The following is a 16,649-nucleotide window of genomic DNA, read 5'->3' as shown; positions in this document are numbered from 1 at the left end:
AGGTTGTATGGACCCGAGGGGAGGAGCCGAGATGATCAAGGCGCTAGTCGTTCGCAAGGAGGGCGATGAAAAGCCGATGGCGGCGGTCGAAGATATCGCGATCGACGCGCTGCCCGAGGCAGAGGTCACGGTCGCCGTGGAATATTCCACCGTGAACTACAAGGACGGGCTATGCATCGGGCCGGGCGGCGGGCTGGTTCGCAACTACCCCCACATCCCGGGCATCGACTTTGCCGGCACGGTCGAGGCGTCCTCGGACAGCCGCTACAAGCCCGGCGACAAGGTTGTGTTGACCGGTTGGCGCGTCGGCGAGGCGCATTGGGGCGGGTACGCGCAGAAGGCGCGGGTGCGCGCCGACTGGCTGGTTCCGCTTCCCGATGGCCTGTCTACACGGCAGGCCATGGCGGTTGGTACGGCCGGCCTGACCGCGATGCTGGCGGTGATGGCACTTGAGGATCATGGGCTTGAAACCGGGCACGGTCCGGTTCTGGTGACCGGGGCCGCGGGTGGCGTGGGGTCGGTCGCGACGGCAATCCTCGCGAAGCTTGGTCACGAGGTCGCGGCGGTCACGGGGCGGCCGGAAACGACGGAGTACCTTGCGGGCCTGGGGGCCAGCCGCGTTGTCGCGCGCGAGGAACTGACAGAGGTCACGAAGCGGCCCCTGGAAAGCGAGACCTGGGCCGGCTGCGTGGACGCCGTTGCGGGGGCGATGCTGGGCCGCGTGCTTAAGCAGATGAAATACGGCAGCTCCGTCGCCGCGGTCGGCTTGGCGGGCGGCGCCGCGATCGATGGTGCGCTGATAACGCCGTTCATCCTGCGCGGCGTCAACCTTCTGGGCATCGACAGCGTCCTGCAGCCCTACGCCAATCGTCTGCGCGCCTGGGAACGCATCGCCAGCGACCTGCCGATGGACAAGCTTGAGGCGATGGTGCAGCCCGCGACGCTTGCCGATCTTCCCCAGCTTGGCCGCGATATTCTGAAAGGGCAGGTGCGGGGGCGGGTCGTGGTGGACGTGAACGCATGACGCGCGCCCCGGCCCTGGCGACGAAGCTGATCGAGGATGACGCGGTCTGTGTGACGCGCTTCGAGTTCGCGCCCGGTGCCGAAACCGGTTGGCACCGCCACGGTCACGACTACGTCATCACCGCGATCACCGAATGCAGGATGCTGCTTGAGGAGCCTGGCGGCACAAGCCGCGAGGTCACCGTCAAGGCGGGCGAGGCCTACAAGCGCCCCGAAGGTGTAGAGCACAATGTGATCAACGCAGGCGACGCGCCGATGAGCTTTATCGAAATAGAGTTGAAGTAGCGGCTCAGATGGACTCTCCGCCGTCGATGACCAGCGCGTGACCGGTCATGAAGGATGACGCATCGGAGGCAAGGAACACGATCGCTTCGGCAATCTCGCGTACATCGCCCCAGCGGCCCATGGGGATCGCCGTGGCGACGTAGCGCTCAAGCGCCTTGCGTCCCCCCATCTGGGACTCGAACCCCGCGTTGAAGGGCGTGTCGACGAATCCGGGACAGAGCGCGTTGATGCGGATGTTGAAACGCGCGTAATCCGCCGCCATCTGCCGCGTCATCGCGACTGCGGCGTGTTTCGTGGTTGCATAGGCGATCATCTCCCGGTCGAACTGGACGCCGGAATTGGACGCCGTGACGATGATGCTTCCGCCGCCCTGCGGCCGCATCAGGGCAACCGCCGCGCGGGCCGCCACGAAATGCGACCGCACGTTCAGCGCCCAGGACAGATCCATGTCGCTGGTCGTCACCTCTTCCAGCGACCCCTGGATCTGCACCCCGGCGTGGGAGTGCAGGATGTCGATCCGCCCGCGCGCCTTGGCGACTGCGCTGATTGCGGCAGTGACGGCATCTTCGTCCGCGACGTCCAGCACCGACCACTCGGCGCTTTCGCCCGCGTCGCGGATGGTATCGCGGGTTTCCCGTGCCCGGTCCGCGTCGCGGTCGGTCACGGAGACATGAGCGCCCGCCTTCGCCATCGCGATGGCGCCGGCCCGCCCGATGCCGGACCCCGCCCCGGTGACAAAGGCGACACGCCCGGCCAGCGGACGCGGGTCGGCGGACCTTGCGGCAAGCCCCGTCATCCGCGCCTCCTGCCAGAGCGCAAAAGCACCTGCGCAGTCACCAGAAGGATCAGCGAGGCCGCGAGGACCAGCGTGCCGATGGCGTTGATCTCTGGCGTCACACCCCTGCGGATCGAAGAGAACACGTAGATCGGCAGCGTCGTTTCAGAGCCGGCGACGAAGAAGGCGATGATGAAATCGTCAAAGCTGAAGGTGAAGCTCAACAGGAACCCGGCAAGGATCGCGGGGAAGATCAGCGGCAGCGTCACCTGCCGGAAGGTCCCCATGGGGGTTGCGTAGAGGTCTGACGATGCCTCGGCCAGCGCGCGGTCCATGCCCGCAAGGCGTGCCCGGATGATGATGATCACCAGCGCCATTGTGAAGAGCGTATGCGCGGCGATGAGAGAGCCGTAGCCCATTGAAAACTGCGGCGGCGTCCCGCTTGGCCAGATCGCCGCCAAGACGGGATTCAGCTGGTCGAACAGCGTGACCAGCCCGATCAGCGTCGCGATGCCGATGACGATTCCCGGGATCATCACCGCGACGTAGATCAGAAGGTCGAATGTGGTGCGCAACGGCCCCCTGATCCCCTGTAGCGCAACAGCCGCCATCGTGCCGAAGACGCTGGCGCAGGTGGCCGACACCAGGGCGACGATCAGGCTTGTCTGCAGCGCGTCCATGACGAAGGGGTTGTTCAGCGCCTTGCCGTACCACTGCGTGGAGAACCCCTGAAGCTGGCTCGCGTGGCGCCCCGCATTGAAGCTGAACAGCGCGATGACCCCGATCGGGAGGTAGAGGAAGATATAGACGAAGGCGGCGTAGATCCTCATCCCGACCTCACATCAATGCAACGTCTTCGCGCTGCGCGCCAAGCCGCCGGATGAGCCGCATATAGGCCGTGACCGTCACAAGCATCAGGATCACCAGCGTCGCCGCCACCGCCGATCCGAAGGCCCAGTTCCGCGACTGCAGGAACAGGTCGACCAGCGCGTTGCCGACGAAGAAGACCTTGCCGCCCCCCAGGATCGCGGGGATCAGGAATTCACCCATCAGCAGGATGAAGACCAGCAGGCAGCCCGTGGCGATGCCCGGCAGCGACATCGGCAGCGTGACCTGAAGGAAGGTCCGCCAGGGCGAGGCGCCAAGGTCCGAGGACGCCTCCAGCAGCCGTTTGTCCAGCCGGTCGAGGTTCACGAAGATCGGGAAGACCATCAGCGGCAGGTAGCCGTAAACGATCCCGATGAGGACCGCGAAGGGGGTGTTGATCAGCCGTACATCCTCGATCCCGATGGCCGCCAGAAGGGCAGGGATGCCGCGCCCGCCCAGAAGGAAGATCCACGCGTAGCTGCGGATCAGGATCGAGGTCCAGAAGGGCACGATCACCAGCACCAGCAGCACCGTCTTCCAGCGCGGGTCCGCGCGGACGGCCAGGTAGTAGGCCAGCGGATAGGCGATCAGAAGTGAGGCGAGCGTGCCCGCGGGTGCGAGGATTAGCGTATTCTTGAACGCCGCCCACCGCGCCGGAAGGTTCGCGTACTGATCAAGCGTGAAGGCGGGGACGTAGCCGCCGGCTGCCCCCCGCTCTCCGAAACTGAAGATCAGGACGACGGTCAGCGGAATGACAAGCATGACCAGGAACCACGCCCCTGCGGGCGCGAGAAGAAGAAGGTTCCGGCTGCGCTGCGTCATTCCGCCCTGCCTTTCCGTCAGGCCGACTTGAAGCGGGCCAGAAGCTCTGCCCGGTTGGGGTCGGTGAGCGTTGCCGCCGCGCCGAATTCAAGCGCGTCCAGCAGTTCCGCCGCCGGATAGAGGATGGGATCGTTCAGAACCTCGGCCGGAAGCAGCGCGTTGACGCGGGAATCCGCGACTGGATAGCCGTGGAACAGCGCCTCTTTCGCGTTGACCTCTGGCGTCAGCAGGAAGTCGATCAGAGCATAGGCTGCATCAAGATGCGGCGCGCCTTTGGGGATGGCGTAGAAGTCGCTCCAAAGCTCGCCGCCTTCCTTGCCCAGCACGTAGACGATCTCGGGCATGTCGCGGTTCATCTGCTTGCCGTCACCGGTCCAGCACATCGTCATCCACGCATCACCCGAACGCATCGAGGGCTGGTAGTCCGAATTGATCGCGAACAGGTGCGGCTTGGCGTCCAGAAGCAGCTTTTCCGCGTCGGCCAGCTCGGCCGGATCGACCGAGTTGAACGAATACCCAAAGTACTTTAGCGCGTTGCCGATCGTGGTCAGCTGGTAGTCGTGCACCATGGTCCGGCCCGAGAAGCTGTCCATGGTCATGTCCCAGAATTCCTTCCAGGACGTCGGTGTCACGTTGTCGTTCTTGCTGATGTTGATGGCATAGCCCGTGGTGCCCCAGTTCTTCGACACCGCGTAAAGCGTGTTGTCCACGATGCCGGGGCCTGCGAAGCGTGGATCGAAGGCGCTGGCGTCATAGTTCGCCATCCGGGCCGCATCCAGCGGATCTATCAACCCTTCGCCGACATAGGTCGTGATCGTGTAGTTCGTCGGCACGAACACGTCCCAGCCGGACCCGCCGGCCTGAAGCTTGGCCAGCATTTCCTCGTTCGATCCGAACACGTTGACATCGACCGCCGCGCCGGTCGCTTCGGTGAACGCCTCGAAGTTCGCGGGGTCGTGGTAGTTGGGCCAGGTCGCAAGCACCACGCGGTCGCCGATGTCGCCTTGCGCCCATGCACGGCGCGGGCGCAGGGCGGGCACAGCGGCGGCCAGAACCGCGCTTGCGGTGCCAAGCCCGGTCACGCCCAGGAAATGCCGGCGTGTCACTGATCCGCGCTTGTAGCGGTAGAGCTCCTCCATGAACTTGCGCTTCGAGATGTGGTCATTGTCCTTGGTCATGGCTTTCCCCGTCGGTTGGCTTGCGGTGCCTAGTCTTGTTTCAGGACAAGCGCGCCTCCGGCCTCCCACAGGGCCATCAGGCGCTCGCCGGCGTTGAACGGTCCGTCGCTCAGTTCCGCCTGCCTTGGCGTCAGCACCATGAATTCGCCAAGGCTTTCGTGCTTCACGAGATATTCCGTATGTTCCCCCAGGAAGATGCGGTTCAGGATGGTGACCGGCCATCCGGGCCGGTCAGCCGCGTTTGCGCGCTCAAGCCGGATCTGTTCGGGGCGCACGCTGACAGAGACCTCTTGTCCGACCGCGACGGGGGAAATCGCGCGCCCGGCAAGAACGATGCCGCCCTTGACCGATACCTGCGCCTGGTCTGCCGCGACGCTTTCCACCACGCCGTCAAAGAAGTTCGACGTGCCGACGAACCCCGCGACGTAGCGGTTGCGCGGCTGGTCGTATAGCTCGCGCGGGGTTCCGGTCTGGACGATGCGGCCGTCGCGCATGATGCAGATCCGGTCGCTCATCGACAGAGCCTCTTCCTGGTCGTGGGTAACCAGGATGAACGTCATGCCCAGGCGGCGCTGGATGTTCTGCAATTCGATCTGCATTTCCTTGCGCAGCTTCCGGTCAAGCGCCGCCATCGGTTCATCCAGCAGCAAGAGCTTCGGTTCGTTGACGATGGCGCGCGCCAAGGCCACCCGTTGCTGCTGCCCGCCGGACATTTCCCAGATTCGCCGGTCCTCGAACCCCTCCAGCCGTACGATTTCAAGCGCGGTCTTGACCTTGCGCTCAATCTCGTCGCGCGGCGGGCGGGGGCGGCGCTGGCGCAGGCCGTAGCCGATGTTCTGGGCGACGGTCAGATGGGGAAACAGGGCGTAGTGCTGAAAGACCATGTTGACCGGGCGGCGGAACGGATCCAAGTCATTCACGATCTCGCCGTCCAGCAGCACCTCGCCCGTCGTGGGGGCTTCGAATCCGGCAAGGATGCGCAGCGCCGTGGTCTTGCCGCAGCCCGAGGGGCCGAGGAACGACAGGAACTCCCCCGACATGATCGACAGGTCCAGCCCATCGGCCGCCAGAATGTCGCCAAACCGCTTGGAAACGTTCCGAAGCTCGGCGATCGGCCCGAGGGTTGCCTTTGAGGGGGGCGGTGCGTATGCCGCTTTGTTCATTATTTGACTTCTTTTCCCTGTTGGGTACATACACCCGAAACTGAGAAAACAGTAAGAAAGATGCGATATCGTGTATATATCCCGAATTGGGTAGACGTGCGCATCCAAACGCGGGGGGCGATGGGTGAAGGATTGGCTTGAACCGACCGGCGACGTGATCGCCGCCATCGGCCAGACGGAGTTTCCCCGCCGTCTTTCCCAAGCGCTGCGCGGCATAGCCCCCTTCGACTACACCGTCATCTTCGGCTATCGCGGCGCGTCGCGTCCTCTTGATCTTTTCGACGATTTTCCAATGGGTAAGCGTCGGATCTTCGTGGAGGACTATCAGGAGGGGCCCTATCTTCTCGACCCGTTCTACCTGGCCTCCACGCAGCCTGTTTCAGGCGGCTTCTACCGGATGAGGGACCTTGCGCCCGATCGGTTTTACCAGGGTGAGTACTTCCGCAACTACTACATCCAGACCGGATTGGCCGAAGAGGCCGGATACTTCGTCGATCTGCCGGGAGGGGCGGTGGTAGTGATATCGCTGATGCGCGCGCAAAAGGCATTTTCTGTCAAGGAGATACGGGACTTTCGTCAGTATTGGCCGGTCATCAGCGCCGCCTGCCGCCAGCACTGGTCCGACATCGAGCCTTCGCAGGCCAAGGCCACGGAGGCCGCGCCCGAATCCCGGATGCAGGACAGCGTCGAGCAAGCCTTCATGAATTTCGGCGAAGGTACGCTGACGCCGCGTGAAAGGGCGGTCGCGGAATACACGCTGAAGGGGCATTCGGCGGACGCGGTCGGGCGCATCCTTGGCATATCCCCGGGCACCGTCCGCATCCATCGGCGCAACATCTACGCCAAGCTGCGAATCCGCTCTCAGGGAGAGCTGTTTTCGCGTTTCATAGAAACATTGGCGAGCGAGGGGGAAGGCGCCTGACCCGACGGTCAGGCCGTTGGCGTCTTGTGGTAAAGCGCGCCGTAGGCACTGGGCCGAAAGGTGTCCAGCGCCGCGTCGGTGTAGGTCGCGCGCTCAAGCCAAGCCGGATTGATCTCCACTCCCCAGCCCGGGGTGTCCGAGACCGTAACGGAACCATCCGTGACCGCGAAGGGCTGGCCCAGGAACAGATCGCGCTGCCAGGGGTAGTAGTCGTCACCCTCGATCGACAGTTCCAGGTACTTGCCCGCATTGGGCAGGGCGGCCAGCAGATGCATCGTGCACAGCGTCACCAGCGAGAGGTTCGCGGCATGGGGCGTGCAGGGCAGCCCTGCGGCCTCGGCCATCCGCGCGACCTGCAAGGTTCGCGACAGGCCGCCCAGGTACATCACGTCGGGTTGGACGATGTCGACCGCGCGCATGTCGATCATGCGCTTCCAGGTGCCCATGTCCCAGTCCTGTTCGCCCCCCGTGACGTCGATCGAGACGGCCTCGGTGACGGCGCGGGTCGCTTCCAGGTCCCAGTAGGGCACTGGTTCCTCGTAGTGGCCGACGCCCGCATCAGCGAGCATCTGGCCCACCTTGATCGCGCGGGGCACCGAGAAGCCGGAATTCGCATCCACGAGCTTGTCGATGTCATCGCCAAGCGCCTTTGCCACGGCGGGAATGATCTCTTCTGTCCGGCCCGGCCATTCGTCCACGTCTTCGCCGCATTCGGCGCCGATGCGCCACTTGGCGGCGGTGAATCCCTGCTCGGCGCACAGCCGGGTCAGGCGCTCTGCCTCGTCCTTGGGCGTGATGTCGCGCTTCATCGAGCTTGCGTAGGCGCGAACGCGGCCTGGTCCGCCGCCGATCAGGCTGGCCACCGGCTTTTCCACGCGCCGTCCCGCCATGTCCCACAGCGCGGTGTCAAGCCCCGCGAGCGCCCGGCAACGGTAGGTGCCAGGATATTTGTGTTCCCGTCGTTCGATCAGCGCGACAAGCCCCGAGATGTCGCCGGCATCCGCGCCAAGCGCCCAGGGCACGATCTGCCGGTGCAGAACCTGTGCGGTGATGTCGGCATTGTAGGTCGATGTCTGGCCCCAGCCGAAGGCGCCGTCATCGGATGTGACGCGCACGAAGCAGACGAATTCGGTGTGGAAGGTCTCGATACGGGCGATACGGGGCATGGTATGACCTGACGTGATGGCGCTGACCTGCCAAGCGATAGCGGGGCCGCGCGGCTGCGGCAATGTCGGCGGTGCTCAGGCGGGGTTGTCCCTGACCAAGGCCTCGGCCTCGATCTCGACCTTGTATTGTCCGATGAGCCCGGCGACGACCACAAGCGTGTTCGCGGGCTTGATCGCGCCGAACACGCGGCCGTGGGCGCGCGACACCGCAAGTGCGTCGGACTCGTCCGTGATGAAGATGCGCGTGCGGATCACGTCCTCGGCGCTGGCGCCAAGGGCCATGAGCGCTGCCTGGATCTTGTCCAGAACGAAGGTCGTCTGGGCCGCTGCGTCCTCGGGCGCGACAGGCCGGCTGGACCCGGCGGTTGCGGTGGTGCCTGACACGACGATGCGGTCGCCGATGCGCTGCGCACGGCAGTAGCCCGCGATATCCTCCCACTCCGAACCGGTCGCCACGCGGGTCGCGCCTGCCCGGTGCGGCACAGGCGACGTGTCGCAGGCCAGCGGCATCGTGTTCAGGTGATGGCTCAGGTCGCCCGAGGCCGTCAGGAACGGCGGCTTGCGGTATTCATCGCCGCAGTCTCCGGGTATCGGCCGTGTCGCCGCGAAGGCGTCGTCCAGGCGCGCGTTGTCTTCGCCGTCCAGCGCGAAACGGAAGGGGCCCAGATTGTCGGCCATGTGTTCGCTTTGGCCCAGCCGAGCGCCGACGATGGTGCCCGCGACGCCTGCCTGGTCGAGCACCCACCGGGTTGCAACGTTGGAAATCGACACACCGTGTTTCTTCGCGATCTCCGCAGCGGCCGAAAGGATTCGCTGGAATGGCTCCCATCCCCCGGCGGCGTCGATGAAGCGCTTGTACTTCATCTTGGACCAGTCGGCGATGTCCTGCGGTTCGGGCTTGCCCAGCCAGCGCTCCGACAGGAAGCCGCCGCAGAGCGTGCCGTATGCCAGAAGGCGCAGACCCGATCGTGCGCACAGCTCTGCCAGAGCCCCCGCCGCGCGCCTGTCGACCAGCGAGAACGAGACCTGGTTCGTGCGGATGGGAATGCCGTCGGCAAGCGCAACATGAAGATGCGCCGCGTCGAAATTCGTCACGCCGATCTCTCCGATCAGGCCCTCGTGTCGCAGGGCAGCCATTTCGTGCAGCGCGTCCAGCCAACCCGGATGTTCGTAGGCCCACCAGTGAAACTGCAGCAGGTCGATGCGGGAAACCCCCAGGCGGTCCAGGCGTTCCTGAACGCCCGCGCGCACGACCGCCGCCGTCATCGGGCCAGGCGCGGGGCACCACTTGGTAAAGGCCAGGGGGCGGGCGGCCCCTTGGCCATAACGCGACAGAAGCCTGCCCGCGATGATCTCTGATGTGCCGTAATGGTCGGCCATGTCGAAAGTGGAAAAGCCTGCCTCCACATAGGTGGCAAGCGCATCCGCGCCCCGGTCCGGGTCGATGATGGTCCCGTCCTTTTCGATGTCGGCGACCTGCCAGAGACCGGTCAGAACCCGGCTGATCTCAAGCCCCGGCGCAAGCTGGTAGCGTTCCGGTCCCGTGATCCGGTTCATCTCGATACCCTCTGGCCGCCGTCCGATGCGATGACCTGGAAGCTGCGTTCGATATCCGCGGCCAAGGCCCTTTGCGCCGCCGCCCTGTCGCCTTGGCGCAGTGCATGAATGATTTCGTTGTGATGCTTGTGCTGGTCGATCTTGCCCGCGTCCTGATGGTGGATGATCAGGTTCAGGTAGGCGCCATACTGAAGCCAAAGCGCCTCGACCAGCGGAAGAAGCACTTCCGATCCGCTTTGCCGGTAGAGCGCGAAGTGGAAGTCGTAGTTCTGCTGCAGGTCCGGCGTGGTATCGCCGCCGCGCGGCTCGGCGGCCAGGATCGCCTCCATTTCGTCGATCTTGTCCGCGCTTATCCGGTCCATCGCCTGCTCAAGGACCAGCGACTCGAGCGCAAGGCGCGCCTTCTTGAGGTCCTGCATCCGGTTGGAATCAAAGGGCGGAACCATCAGCGTGCGGCTCGGGGTGTCGATCAGCGCACCCTCTGCCACAAGGCGTCGCACCGCCTCGCGCACGGGGGTCATCGACGTGCCGAGCTGATCCGAGAGGATGCGGAGGCTGACGATGTCGCCCGGAGCGAACTCCCCCCGGGTGAAGGCGTCGCGCAGGGCATAGTAGACGTTTTCGCGCAGTTTCGACTGATCGATCTTGGCGATGCGTGGCGCTGGCATGGCTATCCTTGCGTCGTGATCCTGCGCCTTAGTCTGCGCTGCGGAAAGCCGATTGACAAGACAGTGATCACATACCTACGATCAAATATCACAGATAACGGCGAGGGCGGGCTGTGACTGCTTCGGAAAACGACGGCTTCTGGCTCTACGATCTCAAGGTCGAGACGGTGCTTGATGGTCGAGCGCCCGTCTGTCGTCATATCGAGGGCGAAAGCTTCCGCGTAGAGGGGGAGGCGCTGGTGTTCGAAGCCGGGCAGCGCGTGTCGATGTATGCCTTGGCGGCCCTTCTGCCGTTGCTTCCCGCCAAGCAGCGCGAAACCGCGGCGCATGACTGGATGACGACGGACGCCGAGATCGCTTGCCCCGACCCGCACTGTGGCGGGCGCTTCCGCGTAACGCGTCTTGGGAGGCGTTGGTTCGGTCATGCCGAGACCACCGGCCTGCCGGAGGCTCGCGAAACGCCTTACTGGCGGAAGGAGCGTGGGGAATGACGACCGTGGAGACGGCTGAACTGCGACCGGGCTACCGCATTTCGCGGGTCATCAAGGGCGGCTGGCAGCTTGCGGGCGACCATGGCGCTGTCGATCGCGATGCGGCCATCACGGACATGGACGCGTTCCTTGAGGCGGGCATCACCACCTTCGATTGCGCCGATATCTACAAGGGCGTGGAGGAGATGATCGGCGCCTTCATCGCCGATGTGCGCCGCCGCCGTGGCTCCGCGGTGGCGGAGCGCGTGCAGGTTCATACCAAGCTTGTTCCTGACCTGGGGCGTCTGGCTGATCTCAGGGCAGACGAGGTCGAAGCCATTGTCGACCGCTCACTGTCACGTCTTGGGATCGAGTGCCTGCATCTTGTGCAATTCTTCTGGTGGGACCTGTCCGTCGGCAGCCCGATTGCGGCGCTTGAGGTTCTGCGGCGCTGTCAGGCCAAGGGCAAGATCGCCCATCTTGGCATCACCAACTGGGATGTCTCGGCCATCGCCCCGTTCGTCGATGCCGGCAACGACATCGTTTCGGCGCAGGTCCAGTATTCGGTGTTGGATCGTCGGCCGGCAAACGGACTTGTCGACTGGGCGCGGTCCAAGGACATGCAGCTGTTGTGCTATGGCACGCTGGCGGGCGGGTTCCTGACCGAAGGCTGGCTGGGCAAGCCCGATCCGGGGTTCGCCTTCGAAAACAGGTCGTTGGTCAAATACAGGCTTATCATCGACGAATTCGGGCCATGGAGCCTGTTCCAGGAGCTTCTTGCGGCGCTAAAGGCTGTCGGAGACAGGCACGGTGTGTCGCTAAGTGCCGTCGCCACGCGCTGGGTGCTCGATCAGCCGCAGGTTGCGGCGGCCATCGTGGGCGCTCGCTATGCGCGCCATCTGCCCAAGACGCTGCAGGTCTTCGACTTCGCGCTGGACGATCACGACCGCGCGCGGATCGCGTCGGTCCTGGATCAGGCGGCGGGGCCGGGCGGGCCGGTTTACGGGTTGGAATCCGATCGGACCGGGCGTCACGGGCGGATCATGAAGTACAACCTCAATGCGCGGCCCGACGACCAGATACTTGGGGCGACGAATGGCTGAGCCGATCCTGTCCATCCGCGGGTTGACCCGCGACTTCGGCCCGTTTCGGGCGGTGGACGGTGTGACGCTGGACATTCGTACCGGCTCGATGACAGGCCTCATCGGTCCGAACGGGGCGGGCAAGTCCACCCTGTTCAATCTGCTGACGGGCGCGCTTGCCCCGAATGCGGGCAGCGTCAGCTTGAAGGGGCGGGACGTGACGGGCCTTTCACCCGACCGGCTGTTTGCCCTGGGCCTTGGCCGCACCTTCCAGATCCCGCGTCCCTTCGCGCGGATGAGCGTTCTGGAAAACGTCATGTTGGCCCCGACGGGACAGACCGGAGAGCGCATCCTTGGCCCCTTCCTGTCAGCCGGACGCGTTCGGGCCGAGGAAGCGCGCATCCGCCAACGCGCGATGGAGGTGCTGGAATTCGTCACGTTGGCGCCCCTGGCGGATCAGCCGGCGGGCAAGATATCGGGCGGGCAGATGAAGCTTCTGGAACTGGCCCGCGTGCTGATGGGCGATCCCGAGGTGATCTTGCTGGACGAACCGGCGGCCGGGGTCAATCCGTCCCTGACCCGGATCCTGATCGACAAGATCGAAGAGCTGAACCGCGGCGGCAAGACCTTCGTGATCATCGAGCACGACATGGACTTCGTGATGAGCCATTGCGACCCGGTGATCGCCCTGGCCGAGGGGCGCGTGCTGTTCCAGGGGACGGCAGCCGAGGCACGGGCCAATCCTGTCCTGCTTGACGCCTATCTGGGGGCCATGGCCGATGGGTGATGCGGTGCTCAGGGCCGAGGGCGTCGTCGCGGGCTATGTTCCCGACCTGCCGATCCTGAAGGCTGTCGACCTTGCGGTGCGGCGGGCCTCGGTCACGGTGATCATCGGGCCGAACGGGGCGGGCAAATCGACCCTGATCAAGACCATCGCGGGGCTGGTTCCGCTGTCGTCGGGGCGCATCATCCACGACGGCGCGGACATCAGCCGCATCCGGCCCGACAGGCTGGCCGCGCAGGGCATCGCCTATGTTCCGCAGATGGACAATATCTTCCGGACGTTGACGATCCGGCAGAACCTGGACCTTGCGCTGCGCCGTGCGGGTGCCGAAGCAGCCGGGCGGCTTGAGGATCTTTACGCCCGCTTCCCGCCGCTGGCGGACAAGCGCAACGAAAAGGCGGGGGCCCTTTCGGGTGGGCAACGGCAGTTTCTGGCCGTGGCAATGGCGCTGGCGGCGCGACCCAGCCTGATCCTGATGGACGAACCGTCGGCGGGACTGTCGCCCAAGGCCGCGCAAGAGGTTCTGGAATGCGCGCGCGGACTGACCGAGCAGGGCGTGACGATCCTGCTGGTGGAACAGAACGTCAAGCAGGCACTGAGACTTGCAGACCATTGCTACATCCTGGCCGAGGGCAGGAACCAGCTCGACGGCTCTGCGGCGGATCTGCTGAGCGATCCGGTCGTCGGAGAAATCTATCTGGGCGCGCGGCGCAAGGGGGCCGCATGATCCAGAACCTTGCCGACGGTATCCTCGTGGGGTCGGTCCTGTCTCTGGGCGCGATCGGGCTGACGCTGGTCATGCACATGCTGCGCTTCGCCAACTTCAGCCATGCCGAGCTTCTGTCGATCGGCGCCTATGCCGCCTTGGTGTTCGACGCGGTCTTCGCGGCGATCCTGCCGCCCCTTGCCGCGAAGATCGGACCGCTGTCGATGACCTGGGCCCTTGCCCTTGCGCTTCTTGCGGCCATTGCCATCACCGGCGCATCCGCGCTTCTGATCGACCGGCTGGTGTTCCGCCGGGTCAGGTCCAAGGGGTCCGAGCTGTCGATGGTCTTCGCATCCTTTGGCGTGGCGATGATCGTGCGCAACGTCACGGGCCTGCTCTTCGGCCTTGGAACGCAGCTTTATTCCAGGGACATCGTCTTTGCCGTTGTCGTCAGCCGCGATCCGCTGCTTCTGATCAAGCCCGACCAGGTCTTCGTGCTGGCGGCCGCGCTTCTGGTCATGGTGGCGCTTCACCTGGTGCTGACGCGCACGACACTGGGCTTTGCGCTGCGGGCGGTCGCGGAAAACCCGACGCTGGCGCAGGTCAACGGCGTCAATCTTGGCAGGATGATCGCGCTTGTCTGGGTTCTGGGCGGGGGGCTCGCGGCCATCGCCGGGGTCTTCTACGGGCTCACGAACCAGATCAGCCCGATGATCGGGCGTGACCTTGTGCTGCCGGTCTTCGCCGCGACGATCGTGGGCGGCATCGGCAGCGTCTATGGCGCGGTCCTGGGCGGTTTCATCGTCGGTGTCGCGGCGAACGTCGCTCTTGCCGTGCTGCCTTCGGGCTACAGCCCGTCGGTGCCTTTCCTGATCATCCTTGCCGTGCTGCTGGTCAGGCCCAACGGCCTTTTCGGGGAGGCGCGGGCATGATCGGGTTCATATCCTACGCCGTCTTCTTTTCGACCGTGGCGTCGATCCTGGCCATCGCGGTGCTGGGGCTGAACCTGCAATGGGGCTTCACGGGGCTGTTCAACGGCGGGGTCGTGGCCTTCTTCGGTGCCGGAGCCTATGGCACGCTGATCCTGGGCGGCACGCCGCAGGCTGACCATCTTGGCGGCTTTGGGCTGATCTATCCGCTGGCGCTGGCCGGCGGCGCGGCGGTTGCGGGGCTTCTGGCCTGGGTCGTGGGCATCCTGACGCTTCGGCTCAGGCAGGACTACCTTGCCATCGCCACCTTCGGCATCGCCGTCACATTCGAAAATGTGATGCGCAACGCCGAGGCGCTGTCGGGCGGGGCCAAGGGCTTTCGCGGGTTCGAGCGCCCCTTGCGCGACCTTTTCGGCGACGGCTTCGGCTACAACCTCGCGTTCTTCTGCTTCGTGCTTGCGCTGCTGGTGGGGGTCTTCCTGTTTCTGGAGCGTCTCGTGCGCTCCCCCTTCGGTCGCCTGTTGCGCGCGATCCGGGAAGACGAGGATGCGGCGCGCTCGCTTGGCAAGTCGCCCGCGCGCGTACGGCTGGTGTCCTTTGTCACGGGTTCGGTCATCATCGGGCTTGCGGGCGGGCTCTACGCCACGTTCTACGCCTTCATCAGCCCGCAGGACGTGCTGCCGACGCTGACCTTCCAGATCTGGGCGATGCTGATCGTGGGCGGCGCGGGCAACAACCGGGGCGCGGTGTTCGGCGCCTTCCTGATCTGGGGTGGATGGACGTCCAGTGGATGGGCGCTGTCGCGCTTCGCCCCGGTCGAGGCGCAGCTTTACACGGGATCGATTCAGTACATCCTGATCGGGTCCATCATCGTCACCATGCTGCTTTGGCGCCCCCAGGGCCTCTTGCCAGAGCGGCTGGTCATTTCGCAGGCGGGGCAACCCCGAAAACCACGCACAACAGGGAGCATGACATGACGGCACTCAACATCAAACGCGGCGGGCGCATCGCCCTTGCGGTCGCCTTGGCGACCACGGCGCTGACGGGCGCTGCCGCGGCGCAGGACTGCACCACGAAGATCGGCGCGGTGCTGCCCACCTCGGTCGACTGGGGAAAGCCCATCGCCGAAACGGCGCAGTTCGTCGTCGACCAGGTGAACGAGGCTGGCGGCGTCCAGGGCTGCAAGATCGAAATGGTCCTGCGCGATACCCAGGTCGATCCCAAGGTCGGCGTGGACGCGGCCAAGGCGCTGGTCGACCTGGACGGCGTGCAGGTTCTGCTTGGCGCAGTGTCCAGCGGCGTTTCGATGCCCATCCTGACCTCGGTCACGGTGCCGGCCGGTGTCGCGCAGTTTTCCTGCTGCTCGTCCTCGGGTGCGTTCACGACGCTGGCCGAGGAGGGCAAGACCAAGGGGCTGTGGTTCCGCACCTTTGCGACGTCGAACGTCCAGGCCCTGGTCGGGGCCAAGGTGGCCAAGGACCAGGGCTACAAATCCGTGGCGGTCCTTTACAAGAACGACGACTGGGGCCAGGACATCGGCAAGCTGGTCGCCCAACACCTTGAGGCGCAGGGGATCACCGTTACGGCGACTGTCGCGATCAATGACGCACAGCCCTCCTACCGGGCCGAGGTCACGGACGCGATCGCGGGCCAGCCCGAGGCGATCTACCTGGCGCTTTACCCGACCGAGGGGATTTCGGTCGTGCGCGAATGGCTGTCGCTGGGCGGATCGCAGAACATGATCCTGGCCAATTCGCTTAAGTCGGACGAATTCCGCGACGCGGTCGGGCTTCAGTACCTGGGTTCTGCGCATGGCACCGACACGTCCTCTCCGCGCGTCGAATCCGCCGATGCCTTCGTCGCGCGCTACAAGGAGCGGTTCGGATCCGAGCCGAACGGTCCGGGCCTGTCGAACAGCTACGATGCGACGATGATCGCGCTTCTGGCCATGGAGGCGGCTGGCAAGGACGCCAAGGGATCGGAGGTCGCGGCGGCGGTCGCCCGCGTGACCGATCCGGCGGGAACGCCCGTGACGGCGGACGCGGCCGGCTTTACGGCCGCGCGCGACGTTCTGGCCGGGGGTGGCACCGTCCTTTACCAGGGAGCGACCGGCAACGTCCGTTTCGATGAGAACGGCGATGTCTCGGCGCCCGCGGTGATCTGGAGCTTCACCGAAAGCGGCACCCAAGAAGACAGCTACATCTCTCTTGAAGAGGTGGACGCGCTGGCCGGGGCAGGCAACTGATCCGCGC

Annotated in this window: 18 protein-coding genes; 10 read left to right on the top strand and 8 right to left on the bottom strand. The window is 65.1% G+C overall.

Annotation, left to right across the window (positions count from 1 at the left end; genetic code table 11):
- Positions 1 to 31 precede the first annotated feature (31 nt).
- A complete protein-coding gene (acuI, locus tag OEW28_RS09935; RefSeq protein WP_263734607.1) occupies positions 32 to 1,024 on the top strand; it encodes an acryloyl-CoA reductase in 993 nt (330 codons plus the stop codon).
- Positions 1,021 to 1,308: a cupin domain-containing protein gene (locus OEW28_RS09930; RefSeq protein WP_263734606.1), complete on the top strand. Its 288-nt coding sequence runs from the start codon at positions 1,021 to 1,023 to the stop codon at positions 1,306 to 1,308. The genes acuI and OEW28_RS09930 overlap by 4 nt, the downstream gene beginning before the upstream one ends.
- A 4-nt stretch (positions 1,309 to 1,312) precedes the next feature.
- On the opposite strand, the gene OEW28_RS09925 is transcribed toward OEW28_RS09930, so the two are convergent.
- Genes OEW28_RS09925 through OEW28_RS09905 form a run of 5 tightly spaced genes read right to left on the bottom strand, consistent with a single transcriptional unit; the run spans position 1,313 to position 6,113 of the window.
- Positions 1,313 to 2,104 carry an SDR family NAD(P)-dependent oxidoreductase gene (locus tag OEW28_RS09925; RefSeq protein WP_263734605.1) on the bottom strand — a complete coding sequence of 264 codons (792 nt, stop codon included), beginning with the start codon at positions 2,102 to 2,104 and terminating at the stop codon, positions 1,313 to 1,315.
- Positions 2,101 to 2,913, bottom strand: a complete 813-nt coding sequence (locus tag OEW28_RS09920; protein ID WP_263734604.1) for an ABC transporter permease — start codon at positions 2,911 to 2,913, stop codon at positions 2,101 to 2,103. The genes OEW28_RS09925 and OEW28_RS09920 overlap by 4 nt, the downstream gene beginning before the upstream one ends.
- A 7-nt stretch (positions 2,914 to 2,920) precedes the next feature.
- On the bottom strand, positions 2,921 to 3,772 hold the full coding sequence (locus OEW28_RS09915; RefSeq protein WP_263734603.1) for an ABC transporter permease: 852 nt from the start codon (positions 3,770 to 3,772) through the stop codon (positions 2,921 to 2,923).
- A 17-nt stretch (positions 3,773 to 3,789) separates the two neighbouring features.
- Entirely contained in the window at positions 3,790 to 4,950 is a 1,161-nt protein-coding gene (locus OEW28_RS09910; RefSeq protein WP_263734602.1) for an ABC transporter substrate-binding protein, read from the bottom strand.
- Between the two features lie 29 nt (positions 4,951 to 4,979).
- The gene (locus OEW28_RS09905; protein ID WP_263734601.1) at positions 4,980 to 6,113 is read right to left on the bottom strand and encodes an ABC transporter ATP-binding protein; all 1,134 of its coding nucleotides are present in this window, start codon (positions 6,111 to 6,113) and stop codon (positions 4,980 to 4,982) included.
- A gap of 124 nt (positions 6,114 to 6,237) precedes the next feature.
- On the opposite strand from OEW28_RS09905, the gene OEW28_RS09900 reads away from it, so the two are divergent.
- Complete coding sequence (locus tag OEW28_RS09900; RefSeq protein WP_263734600.1) at positions 6,238 to 7,035, top strand: LuxR C-terminal-related transcriptional regulator; 798 nt, start codon at positions 6,238 to 6,240, stop codon at positions 7,033 to 7,035.
- Positions 7,036 to 7,043: 8 nt separating this feature from the next.
- On the opposite strand, the gene OEW28_RS09895 is transcribed toward OEW28_RS09900, so the two are convergent.
- The 3 genes from OEW28_RS09895 to OEW28_RS09885 all read right to left on the bottom strand — a co-directional run bounded on the left by OEW28_RS09895 (position 7,044) and on the right by OEW28_RS09885 (position 10,426).
- Positions 7,044 to 8,201, bottom strand: coding sequence for a mandelate racemase/muconate lactonizing enzyme family protein (locus tag OEW28_RS09895; RefSeq protein ID WP_263734599.1), 1,158 nt, complete (start codon positions 8,199 to 8,201; stop codon positions 7,044 to 7,046).
- 75 nt (positions 8,202 to 8,276) lie between these two features.
- Positions 8,277 to 9,758 carry an aldo/keto reductase gene (locus OEW28_RS09890; protein WP_263734598.1) on the bottom strand — a complete coding sequence of 494 codons (1,482 nt, stop codon included), beginning with the start codon at positions 9,756 to 9,758 and terminating at the stop codon, positions 8,277 to 8,279.
- A complete protein-coding gene (locus OEW28_RS09885) occupies positions 9,755 to 10,426 on the bottom strand; it encodes a GntR family transcriptional regulator (protein ID WP_263734597.1) in 672 nt (223 codons plus the stop codon). Before OEW28_RS09885 ends, OEW28_RS09890 begins: the two co-directional genes overlap by 4 nt.
- A gap of 113 nt (positions 10,427 to 10,539) precedes the next feature.
- Here OEW28_RS09885 and OEW28_RS09880 point away from each other — a divergent pair, with 113 nt between their 5' ends.
- Genes OEW28_RS09880 through OEW28_RS09850 form a run of 7 tightly spaced genes read left to right on the top strand, consistent with a single transcriptional unit; the run spans position 10,540 to position 16,642 of the window.
- Entirely contained in the window at positions 10,540 to 10,917 is a 378-nt protein-coding gene (locus OEW28_RS09880) for a TIGR04076 family protein (protein WP_263734596.1), read from the top strand.
- Positions 10,914 to 11,999 (top strand): aldo/keto reductase, encoded by a 1,086-nt coding sequence (locus OEW28_RS09875; protein WP_263734595.1) that lies wholly within the window; start codon positions 10,914 to 10,916, stop codon positions 11,997 to 11,999. Before OEW28_RS09880 ends, OEW28_RS09875 begins: the two co-directional genes overlap by 4 nt.
- Positions 11,992 to 12,765 carry an ABC transporter ATP-binding protein gene (locus tag OEW28_RS09870; RefSeq protein WP_263734594.1) on the top strand — a complete coding sequence of 258 codons (774 nt, stop codon included), beginning with the start codon at positions 11,992 to 11,994 and terminating at the stop codon, positions 12,763 to 12,765. The genes OEW28_RS09875 and OEW28_RS09870 overlap by 8 nt, the downstream gene beginning before the upstream one ends.
- The gene (locus OEW28_RS09865; RefSeq protein ID WP_263734593.1) at positions 12,758 to 13,489 is read left to right on the top strand and encodes an ABC transporter ATP-binding protein; all 732 of its coding nucleotides are present in this window, start codon (positions 12,758 to 12,760) and stop codon (positions 13,487 to 13,489) included. Before OEW28_RS09870 ends, OEW28_RS09865 begins: the two co-directional genes overlap by 8 nt.
- A complete protein-coding gene (locus OEW28_RS09860; RefSeq protein WP_263734592.1) occupies positions 13,486 to 14,400 on the top strand; it encodes a branched-chain amino acid ABC transporter permease in 915 nt (304 codons plus the stop codon). The genes OEW28_RS09865 and OEW28_RS09860 overlap by 4 nt, the downstream gene beginning before the upstream one ends.
- The gene (locus tag OEW28_RS09855; RefSeq protein WP_263734591.1) at positions 14,397 to 15,374 is read left to right on the top strand and encodes a branched-chain amino acid ABC transporter permease; all 978 of its coding nucleotides are present in this window, start codon (positions 14,397 to 14,399) and stop codon (positions 15,372 to 15,374) included. The genes OEW28_RS09860 and OEW28_RS09855 overlap by 4 nt, the downstream gene beginning before the upstream one ends.
- A complete protein-coding gene (locus tag OEW28_RS09850) occupies positions 15,371 to 16,642 on the top strand; it encodes an ABC transporter substrate-binding protein (protein WP_263734590.1) in 1,272 nt (423 codons plus the stop codon). The genes OEW28_RS09855 and OEW28_RS09850 overlap by 4 nt, the downstream gene beginning before the upstream one ends.
- Positions 16,643 to 16,649: the final 7 nt, after the last annotated feature.

The sequence above is a fragment of the Albidovulum marisflavi genome (assembly GCF_025751435.1).
GTDB classification, from domain to species: Bacteria; Pseudomonadota; Alphaproteobacteria; order Rhodobacterales; family Rhodobacteraceae; genus Albidovulum; species Albidovulum marisflavi.
This window is presented reverse-complemented; position numbering and strand designations above follow the sequence as displayed.

What these genes read in the sequence shown, in the direction of transcription:
- acuI (WP_263734607.1), top strand. Translation starts at nt 32, where the DNA reads ATGATCAAGGCGCTAGTCGTTCGCAAGGAGGGCGATGAAAAGCCGATG.
- OEW28_RS09930 (WP_263734606.1), top strand. Translation starts at nt 1,021, where the DNA reads ATGACGCGCGCCCCGGCCCTGGCGACGAAGCTGATCGAGGATGACGCG.
- OEW28_RS09925 (WP_263734605.1), bottom strand. Translation starts at nt 2,104, where the DNA reads ATGACGGGGCTTGCCGCAAGGTCCGCCGACCCGCGTCCGCTGGCCGGG.
- OEW28_RS09920 (WP_263734604.1), bottom strand. Translation starts at nt 2,913, where the DNA reads ATGAGGATCTACGCCGCCTTCGTCTATATCTTCCTCTACCTCCCGATC.
- OEW28_RS09915 (WP_263734603.1), bottom strand. Translation starts at nt 3,772, where the DNA reads ATGACGCAGCGCAGCCGGAACCTTCTTCTTCTCGCGCCCGCAGGGGCG.
- OEW28_RS09910 (WP_263734602.1), bottom strand. Translation starts at nt 4,950, where the DNA reads ATGACCAAGGACAATGACCACATCTCGAAGCGCAAGTTCATGGAGGAG.
- OEW28_RS09905 (WP_263734601.1), bottom strand. Translation starts at nt 6,113, where the DNA reads ATGAACAAAGCGGCATACGCACCGCCCCCCTCAAAGGCAACCCTCGGG.
- OEW28_RS09895 (WP_263734599.1), bottom strand. Translation starts at nt 8,201, where the DNA reads ATGCCCCGTATCGCCCGTATCGAGACCTTCCACACCGAATTCGTCTGC.
- OEW28_RS09890 (WP_263734598.1), bottom strand. Translation starts at nt 9,758, where the DNA reads ATGAACCGGATCACGGGACCGGAACGCTACCAGCTTGCGCCGGGGCTT.
- OEW28_RS09885 (WP_263734597.1), bottom strand. Translation starts at nt 10,426, where the DNA reads ATGCCAGCGCCACGCATCGCCAAGATCGATCAGTCGAAACTGCGCGAA.
- OEW28_RS09875 (WP_263734595.1), top strand. Translation starts at nt 10,914, where the DNA reads ATGACGACCGTGGAGACGGCTGAACTGCGACCGGGCTACCGCATTTCG.
- OEW28_RS09870 (WP_263734594.1), top strand. Translation starts at nt 11,992, where the DNA reads ATGGCTGAGCCGATCCTGTCCATCCGCGGGTTGACCCGCGACTTCGGC.
- OEW28_RS09865 (WP_263734593.1), top strand. Translation starts at nt 12,758, where the DNA reads ATGGGTGATGCGGTGCTCAGGGCCGAGGGCGTCGTCGCGGGCTATGTT.
- OEW28_RS09860 (WP_263734592.1), top strand. Translation starts at nt 13,486, where the DNA reads ATGATCCAGAACCTTGCCGACGGTATCCTCGTGGGGTCGGTCCTGTCT.
- OEW28_RS09855 (WP_263734591.1), top strand. Translation starts at nt 14,397, where the DNA reads ATGATCGGGTTCATATCCTACGCCGTCTTCTTTTCGACCGTGGCGTCG.
- OEW28_RS09850 (WP_263734590.1), top strand. Translation starts at nt 15,371, where the DNA reads ATGACGGCACTCAACATCAAACGCGGCGGGCGCATCGCCCTTGCGGTC.